At 30.9% G+C, this 8,438-nt stretch carries 8 protein-coding genes; 7 read left to right on the top strand and 1 reads right to left on the bottom strand.

Translation table 11 applies throughout. From position 1 onward, the window contains the following. Window positions 1-664: 664 nt before the first annotated feature. Window positions 665-1,363, bottom strand: coding sequence for a hexitol phosphatase HxpB (gene hxpB / locus ACIQ56_RS11345; RefSeq protein WP_397601174.1), 699 nt, complete (start codon window positions 1,361-1,363; stop codon window positions 665-667). Window positions 1,364-1,466: 103 nt separating this feature from the next. On the opposite strand from hxpB, the gene pepF reads away from it, so the two are divergent. From pepF to ACIQ56_RS11380, 7 genes are all read left to right on the top strand, one after another. Further along, window positions 1,467-3,281: an oligoendopeptidase F gene (pepF, locus tag ACIQ56_RS11350; RefSeq protein WP_397601175.1), complete on the top strand. Its 1,815-nt coding sequence runs from the start codon at window positions 1,467-1,469 to the stop codon at window positions 3,279-3,281. 3 nt (window positions 3,282-3,284) lie between these two features. Continuing rightward, window positions 3,285-4,121 (top strand): YoaK family protein, encoded by an 837-nt coding sequence (locus ACIQ56_RS11355; RefSeq protein WP_397601176.1) that lies wholly within the window; start codon window positions 3,285-3,287, stop codon window positions 4,119-4,121. Window positions 4,122-4,129: 8 nt separating this feature from the next. Next, the gene (locus ACIQ56_RS11360) at window positions 4,130-4,990 is read left to right on the top strand and encodes a purine-nucleoside phosphorylase (RefSeq protein WP_397601177.1); all 861 of its coding nucleotides are present in this window, start codon (window positions 4,130-4,132) and stop codon (window positions 4,988-4,990) included. 23 nt (window positions 4,991-5,013) lie between these two features. Beyond that, window positions 5,014-5,559 (top strand): hypoxanthine phosphoribosyltransferase, encoded by a 546-nt coding sequence (gene hpt, locus ACIQ56_RS11365; protein WP_397601178.1) that lies wholly within the window; start codon window positions 5,014-5,016, stop codon window positions 5,557-5,559. A gap of 193 nt (window positions 5,560-5,752) precedes the next feature. Then, complete coding sequence (locus tag ACIQ56_RS11370) at window positions 5,753-5,944, top strand: hypothetical protein (protein WP_397601179.1); 192 nt, start codon at window positions 5,753-5,755, stop codon at window positions 5,942-5,944. A gap of 85 nt (window positions 5,945-6,029) precedes the next feature. Then, window positions 6,030-6,794: a hypothetical protein gene (locus ACIQ56_RS11375; RefSeq protein ID WP_397601180.1), complete on the top strand. Its 765-nt coding sequence runs from the start codon at window positions 6,030-6,032 to the stop codon at window positions 6,792-6,794. A gap of 142 nt (window positions 6,795-6,936) precedes the next feature. Further along, the coding region (locus tag ACIQ56_RS11380; protein ID WP_397601181.1) for a M1 family metallopeptidase at window positions 6,937-8,438 on the top strand (1,502 nt) is incomplete at its 3' end.

Here is an 8,438-nt window from a genome sequence, read left to right on the forward strand (position 1 = left end):
TTCTTTCAAAAGCAACTTGCTCTGACAATTTTAAAAGTCTATTTTCCATCTCCATTTAAATCTCCTCCTCAAAAGGAGATTTAATTCTGGATTTATGCTTTGTAAAAATCACTTATTGGGAGGACACTTGTAAAAATCACTTATTGGGAGGACACATGTATACGCTGCTACTAAGGATGAAAGCAAAACCAAAAACTATACAGATGGATATACTTCAAATACAAAAACAGGTAATACTTCTTCTTTATTTATTGATTTATATGCAGGATTTAATTTTACATTCATTGAACAACTAAAAATATTTACTCTTTTTAACTATGGATATTCTATTTATGACAAAGCATCTCAAACAGAAAACTTCAATATTTACTTAAACTCGGGTATTTTTATTAAAAGTAGCCTTAATAACACCTATACAGTTAAAAACCATCAAAAATATGGTTTTACAGGAATTTGTCTATATGAATTAACAGATGATATTGGAATTGGCGCAGGACTTGATATCAATAGTCATAGTTTTTCTGCATCGGGTACTTCTTCATATGCAACTGGTTTTCCCAAAATATCAATCAAAATTCAACTTTTGCAGAAGTTTCCGCTAGATTTATTATGTCATATTCATTATAGTAATTTAAAATTTTTATTTGTTTATTTGTTTATTTGTTTATTTATTTTTTATCATAATCATTTCAAAAATAAATTCAGGTGTAATTTCTTCTAAAGTTTTAAATTTTGCATCACAAAAATCATAAATTCTTTTTTCATAATTATGTTCTTCAGGCACAGCAATTACATTCATACCTGCTGCTTTTCCTGCAATAGCACCATTTAAAGAATCTTCTATAACTACACAAAATGAGGGAGGAGTCTCATTTAATCGTTTCGCTGTGGTCAAATAAGGTTCGGGATGAGGTTTTCCATAAAGACAATCATCTCCTGTTTGAAGAATTTTAATTTCATGGCTCAATCCAATTTTTTGAGTTACCGCCTCTATAATTGACATTGCCGAAGAGGAACAAATAGCCATTGGGACATTCAAATGAGAAAGAGCCTGAATGAGTTCCACTGCTCCTGGCTTTGCAATCCCTTTTTCTACAATTAAACTTCGTACAATATCTTTGATTTCAAGAGCAACTTGTTTTTTTGATATTGATTTCCAAGGATACCGTTTAAACCAATAATCCACTGCATTATCTATTCTTAATCCTGTTGTTTGCTGCGTCATTTCTAAGGTAAAAGGAATCCCAAGTTTTGTAAAAACAGAAAGTTCCGCTTGTTGCCAAAAAGGTTCTGAATCTATTAAAACGCCATCCATATCAAAAATGACGCAACCTTGATTGTTTTCACTCTTTTTTAAATTCATAAATAGAACCTCATTTCGTATCTCTCAGGAATAATAAATCTTATTGTGATATGCTTGCCTTGCAAGTCTAAACATTTGCAAATTTACTTTGAAAGGAATTAAAATGAAAGAAGCACAAAAAATAAAAAATAGAACAGAAGTACCACATGAAGAAACCTGGGATTTAACAGATTTATTTAAAGACTTTACAGACTGGGAAAAAAACTTTATGGCATTGCCTAAAGAGGAAGAAATCGAAAAAGCAATACATCAAAATTTTAAAAATAAACTATCTGAATCACCAAAAATATTATTAAACTGTCTTCTTTTCAAAGAAGAATTATCTCGAAAACTCGAAAATTTATTTGTTTATGCTTCATTAAGAAGCACAGAAGACACATCAAATACGCAAGCTACAGAAGCCGTGGGAAAAATTGAAAACAAAATGTCTTTGTTAACTTCAAAGTTTGCATTTATGAATCCAGAAATATTAACAATAAAAAATTTAGAAAATTGGATACAACAAGAACCATTAAATGATTATAAATTTAAATTAAGCGAACTTATACGTAGTAAAAAACATATATTAAGCGAAAAAGAAGAAGCCATTTTAGCTCGTGTTTCTGTTCCTTTAAGAATATTTGATGAAATACATAGTAAATGGAATAATGCGGATCTTAAATTTTTACCTATCATAGATTCCCAAGGAAATTCTCATATTGTTTCAAATTCCAGATATTCACTTAATTTACAATCACAAGATAGGAATCTAAGAATAAATACCTTTCATTCATATTATACTGAAATTGCAAAATGGCGGAATACCATTACTTCTAATTATTATGGAAACATGGTTTCAGGTTCTAATATTTCTAAAATAAGAAATTTTTCTGGCTTTTTAGAAGGAGAATTATTTGATGATAATATCCCTCTCGAATTATATGATGGTTTAATATCAGAAGTGAAAAAAAATATTCAACTTTTGCATAGAAGCATGAAATTAAGAAAAAACATTTTGAAAATAGATTCTGTCTATCCTTATGATAGAGCTGTTTCTTTATATGAAAGTAAACAAAATCCTACCTTTTCTTGGGAAGAAGGAAGAGATCTTGTTTTAAAAGCAATTGCACCATTAGGCAAAGAATATGTTGAAATTGCAACAAAAGGCCTAACAAAAGATCGCTGGATTGATAGAGCAGAAAATGAAGGAAAAAGATCGGGTGCTTTTTCCTGGGGGACTTTTGATTCTCGTCCCTATATTTTACAAACTTGGAATGGTACTTTAGGAGATGTCTATACTTTAGCTCATGAATTAGGTCACTCCATGCATACCTATTATAGTAATAAAAACCAACCTTATCATAAGGCTCATTATACGATTTTTGTTGCTGAAGTTGCAAGTACTTTAAACGAAGCTTTATTAAGTAACTATATTATAACTCACATGAAAGGAAGTGATTTAGCGAAGTCTGTTTTATCAGAAAATCTAGAGAATTTTGAAGGTACTGTTTTAAGACAAACATTATTTGCCGCCTTTGAAAGAGAAGCTTCTAAAATTGTGGATCAAGATGAAACATTTACTCCTGATAAATTGGAAAATATTTATTTAGACTTAAATAAAGAATGGTATGGATCAGAATCTACTTTTCCTGAGTTTACTAAATATGAATGGATGCGAATTCCTCATTTTTATTCTGCATTTTATGTTTATAAATATGCAACTAGCTATTGTGCTTCATTAGCTTTATCAGAAGCTTTTTTTATTGATGAAAATAAAGCAAGGGAACAAGTTTTTAAAATATTAAAAGCAGGTGGATCAAAATCTCCTCTTGAAATTTTAAAAGACGCAGGAATAGATTTTCTTACTCCAGCTCCAGTAACAAATGCATTTAAAAATTATCAAAAGAATATTCAAAGGGCAGAAGAGGAACTTTTTTAAAATATGAGTTTACATTTTCCCACAACATATACAAAAGCGATGATATTAAGTTTTTCTAGAAAACTTGGACTTGGCGCTGTCCTTGCCTTTGTTGCAGGAATTGTAAATTCAGTTGGATTTTTAGGATTTGGTCAATTTGTCTCCCACGTTTCTGGTCACGCTACATTTGCTGCCGTTGAATATTCAAAACATTATTATTTATTAGCTTTGACATCTTTTAGTGCTTTATTCTTTTTTATTTTAGGTGCTATGTCCACAGCCCTTTTACTTAAAGGAAAAACGATTGAAGATTTTAGTGTCTATATTTCTTTTCCACTTTATATAGAAGCTATTTTATTGAGCTATGTTACTTTAGGCTCTTTTTATTATACTGATCTTCAATTAACGTATGATTCTTATGGACATGCTAATTATTATTTTATTTTAAGTTTTGCTATGGGATTGCAAAATGCCGTTTTAAGAAAAAAACATGGATCTCATATCAGAACGACCCATATGACAGGAACGGCAACAGATATTGGTGTTGCCATAGGAAGTGCAATTGCTTGGGGAATCACTTCTGCATTCAAGCATTTAAAACATTGGACACTAAATAAAGATAAACTCCATACAAGAGAAATCCTTGTCGACTCCATTAAGGTAGTTTATATAAAGTCGAGAGTTGAACATCTTTTCCTTCATGTGATTACCCTCACATCATTTGGTATAGGGGCTGTTTTAGGTACATTTGGATTTATAAAATTTCATTTTTTAATCCTTCTAATCCCTATTATCATCTTATTTGCCATTGGTACTATTGAGCTTTTAAATCACAATGGGAAAATACAAAATAAAGAATAGGTAAAAATATGTCACAAAGTAAATATATGAAAAAAGTAATCCAAAGTGTTGATTTTTTAAAAAGCTGGCATGGCAAAGCTCCCGAAATAGCAATCGTTTTGGGTTCTGGCCTCTCCGATGCCATTCCTGGAATCAATGAAATGAAATCTGCAAAATATTCGGAAATTCCAGGTTTTAAAGGATCCACAGTTCAAGGTCATAAAGGAGACCTTTGCATAGGTGAAATTAAAGTAACTATGCCTGATGGAGCAAAAAAATCTCGTGAAATCGCTTTTCTGCGTGGAAGAAATCATGCTTACGAAGGAAATGATGCTGGTGAAGTGGTTCATAATATTAGAAGTCTAATATCTTGGGGAGTTAAAGGAATTATATTGACAAACGCAGCAGGCTGTCTGAATACAGATTGGGATTTGGGAAAAATGATGATTATTACAGATCACATCAATTCTACAGCCCTCAGCCCTCTCAATGGTGAATTTGGTGAAGGATTTGGTGCTCAATTTGTTGATATGTCATCAAGCTATGACAAAAAATGGCAAAAGCAATTTGAAGACATAGCACACTCATTGGATCAAAAAATTTATAGCGGAATTTATTACGGAGTTCTTGGAGCTCATTATGAGACTCCAGCCGAAATAAGAATGTTCAGATCCTTTGGTGCTGGTGCTGTTGGAATGAGCACCGTTCTTGAAACCATTGCTGCTAGACAAATGGGTGCAAAAGTTGCAGGACTAAGTTGCCTAACAAATTATGGAGCTGGCTTAAAGCATGAGCAACTTTCCCATAATGAAGTAATGGATATGGGAAATCGCTTTTCACATGACATGGCAAATATTGTTCTCAAAGCAGCCGTAACGCTTGAGATTTAGTTTTTAATTGGAGTAATTTTATAATGCAAATTAATGTGGATGGTACTTTAATGAATGTTGGCGTTCTATTTAGTGAAATAGACATTCGGGAACGTACCAAAATTATCGCACAACAAATCAATCAAGACTATGGAACAAAAGAGACTTTAGTTGTTCTTATTGTTCTTCACGGTGCGCTTATATTTGGTTCCGATTTAGTTCGAAATTTAGAAATGCCTACTGAAATTGAAACTATTCGTATTAAAAGTTACGAAGGAACATCGAGCACAGGTAACGTAACATTAGTGACTCCACTACCAAGTTCACTTGATGGAAAACACGTTTTAGTTATTGAAGACATTGTTGACACAGGGCGTTCCATTGATTTTCTTATAAAAGAATTACAAAAAACAAAAGCGCTCTCTGTTAAAATTTGTTCCCTTTTAGACAAACCAGAAGCTCATGAATTTCCAGTTAAAGCAAATTATATTGGTTTTACAATTCAAAAAAACTTTGTGATTGGTTACGGTTTGGATCTCAATGGTAAATTTAGAAACCTTCCTTATATCGCAAATCTGACGAAAGCATAAATTGTCACAAACATTTTTTTGACTCCTTCTTTTAAAAACTTTTTTTTAGTCATGGAATAAAAATCTCAAGTGCAAAGTTTTAATATTATGAGAGTCTACTAAATTATATTCCTTCTTAATCGAAGAATGTAGGCAGCTCAATATTTTTGGACTTCATCCGTTGGCAAACCGCCCGGATTTTAGGGAGCTTATTATGAAATTGATTCCAGCTTTATTGTCTTCCGCACTTGTCCTTTCTCTTTCTACTCCAGTTTTAGCTCAAACTCCAAATCCAGCAACACCTGCTGCTGCACCAGCTGAAGCTACTCCTGCTCCTAAAAAAGAAAAGAAAGCTAAAAAAGCTAAAAAAAGCAAAAAAGCTAAAAAAGAAGGTGAAGCAAAATAATTTTGTAACATCCTACTTTAAAAATTAAAAAAAAGCCTACATAATATATGTAGGCTTTTTTTTATATCAAAATGATAGGTGGAAAATGAATAACGCTTTGATGATTCAAGTTGGCGCAAATCTTAAAGAGAACAAAGGTCTTTCACCAATATTTAAAGATAATTCATTCGAATATATTCCCTCACCTCTAGAACCTGCATTTAATGTAAGTAAACATCATAATCATAAACACTATTCAAAAATGAATTGTCAAAACATCAATTTAAAAGATATGCACATGAGTTCCTTTGTTGAAGAAGACACAGGTCATGTTGACCCTGAGTTTTATACGTTTACTTATGGTGAAACACGAAATCCTTATATTACTCAGCTAAAAAAATTAAAAGACGGAGATATTATTATTTTTAGTATATTATTACAGAAATATATCTCAAAAAAAGAAAATTTTGTCCTCAGTGGAGAGCCAAATATTTATATTATGGGTTATTTTATCATAAATGATGTAAAAAATAACATTCATGAATTTAATGGATCACTATCTGATAAAGATGTAGAAGGTTTTGAAAAAAATTGTAATGAACATATTATTTACAGATCACAACACATTAAAACACCTGAAAATAAAAAACTTTTATTAGTACAAGGTGACAAACATCAATCTTTATTATTTAAAAATCCACTAAAAATTGCGAACGAAGAAAATATTTCAAAAAAGTATATAAAGAATTGGGGAATAGAATTCATAAGTGAAAATATAAATGCTGCTTGGTGTCGCGATTTTGAAAAAATAAAAAACGATTTAATTGATCATGGCAATTTAAACCGCTGGGTAGAATGGACAATTCCTTAAATATTTTATTTTTAATCTTTAAAAATATATCAATTAAAAAATAAAAGTAACTTACAGCTCGTTTGAAACTTATCTGTAATCATATATTGCCATTTCTTATAAAAATACTTAATAAACTTATATTCTCTTGGAGGACTCTCTTATGATACTCGGTTCACATTTAGAAAAATGGATTCATTTAAATTTTTTAGATCAAGAATCTTCAACTATGGGCTTAAGTAATTTTCCTGCTTATAATAAAACCAAAAAAAATTATGACGCTTCAAGACCAGCTGAACAAAAACATGTTTATTTAAAAGCAGAAATTCTTTTTGACAAAGACACTTTGATAGCCGATTGCTATATTTTATTTAAATCCAAAATAGATAATTTAAATCAAATCACTATCAACGCAAAAGAAATGCAAATTCATGATATTTCTTTTTCTAAAATCAAATTTGAAGATTTATACTCTTCTAATAAAAAAACAATTCCAAATATCAATGATATCGAACAAACTAAACTTGAAAAATGTGATTTTGAAATTGAAACAGAAGAAATCAATATCCATTTACCTAAAAAAATATCAAAAGATAATTGGTTTTTATTGAAATTAAACTATAAAATAATAAATCCAAGATCAGGATTTTATTTTGTTCATACCAAGAAAAAAAGTCACGCTTCTTATAATTGCGTTTGGACCCAAGGCCAAGACTCCGATTCTCCTTATTGGTTTCCTTGCCAAGATGATCCAAGGTTAAAAATAACAACCTCCATACAAATGACTTTCCCAAAAGATTGGAGTGCCCTGTCTAATGGCATAAAAACTTCAGAAAAAAACTCTGGTAAAAACAAAACCCAAGTTTGGGAAATGTCAAAGCCACATTCCCCTTATTTGGTCGCATTTGTTGCTGGCGATATGTTTTATTGTAAAGATAGTTGGCGTGGAAAAGAAGTAAGTCTTTTGTTACCTCATAAATATGAAAACCAAAAAGATGAAATACTTAAAGAAACAAAAGAGATGCTAGAGTTTTATTCTAACTACTGGGATTTTGAATTTGTTTGGGAAAAATATGGCCAAGCATTTGTGGCTGACTTCCTATACGGAGGTATGGAAAATACCAGTATTACGATAAATACGGATGAAGTTTTAGGACCTAAACTTTTTTCTCAAGGCAGTGAAAGAAGATCTTATCTTGTCATGCATGAAATAGCACACCAATGGTTTGGAGATCTCTTAACGTGCAAATCTTGGAGTGAAGGCTGGTTAAATGAAGGGTTTGCAACACAAAGCGAAATGCTTTGGGATGAACATATTCATGGTAAAACAAGTGGCATTTTTTATGCAAGAGAAAATTATTTAAAAGGATATTTGAGTGAATCTAAAACTTATATTCGACCTCTTGTGTGCAATCAATATGAATTTCCTTCCGAAATTTTTGATGCCCATTTATATGAAAAAGGCGCTTTATTCTTAAATTATCTAAGAGATATTTTAGGTGAATCTTCTTTTCAAAAATCCATAAACTACTATTTAACAGAATATTCATATAAACCAGTTGAAACCAAAGATTTAATGAATTCTATTCAATTTATTACGGGAGTAAATCCTTCTATTTATTTTGATAATTTTATTTTTAGAGCTGGGCATCCTGAACTTGATGT

Source organism: Silvanigrella sp. (genome assembly GCF_044369315.1).
Taxonomy (GTDB): domain Bacteria; phylum Bdellovibrionota_B; class Oligoflexia; order Silvanigrellales; family Silvanigrellaceae; genus Silvanigrella.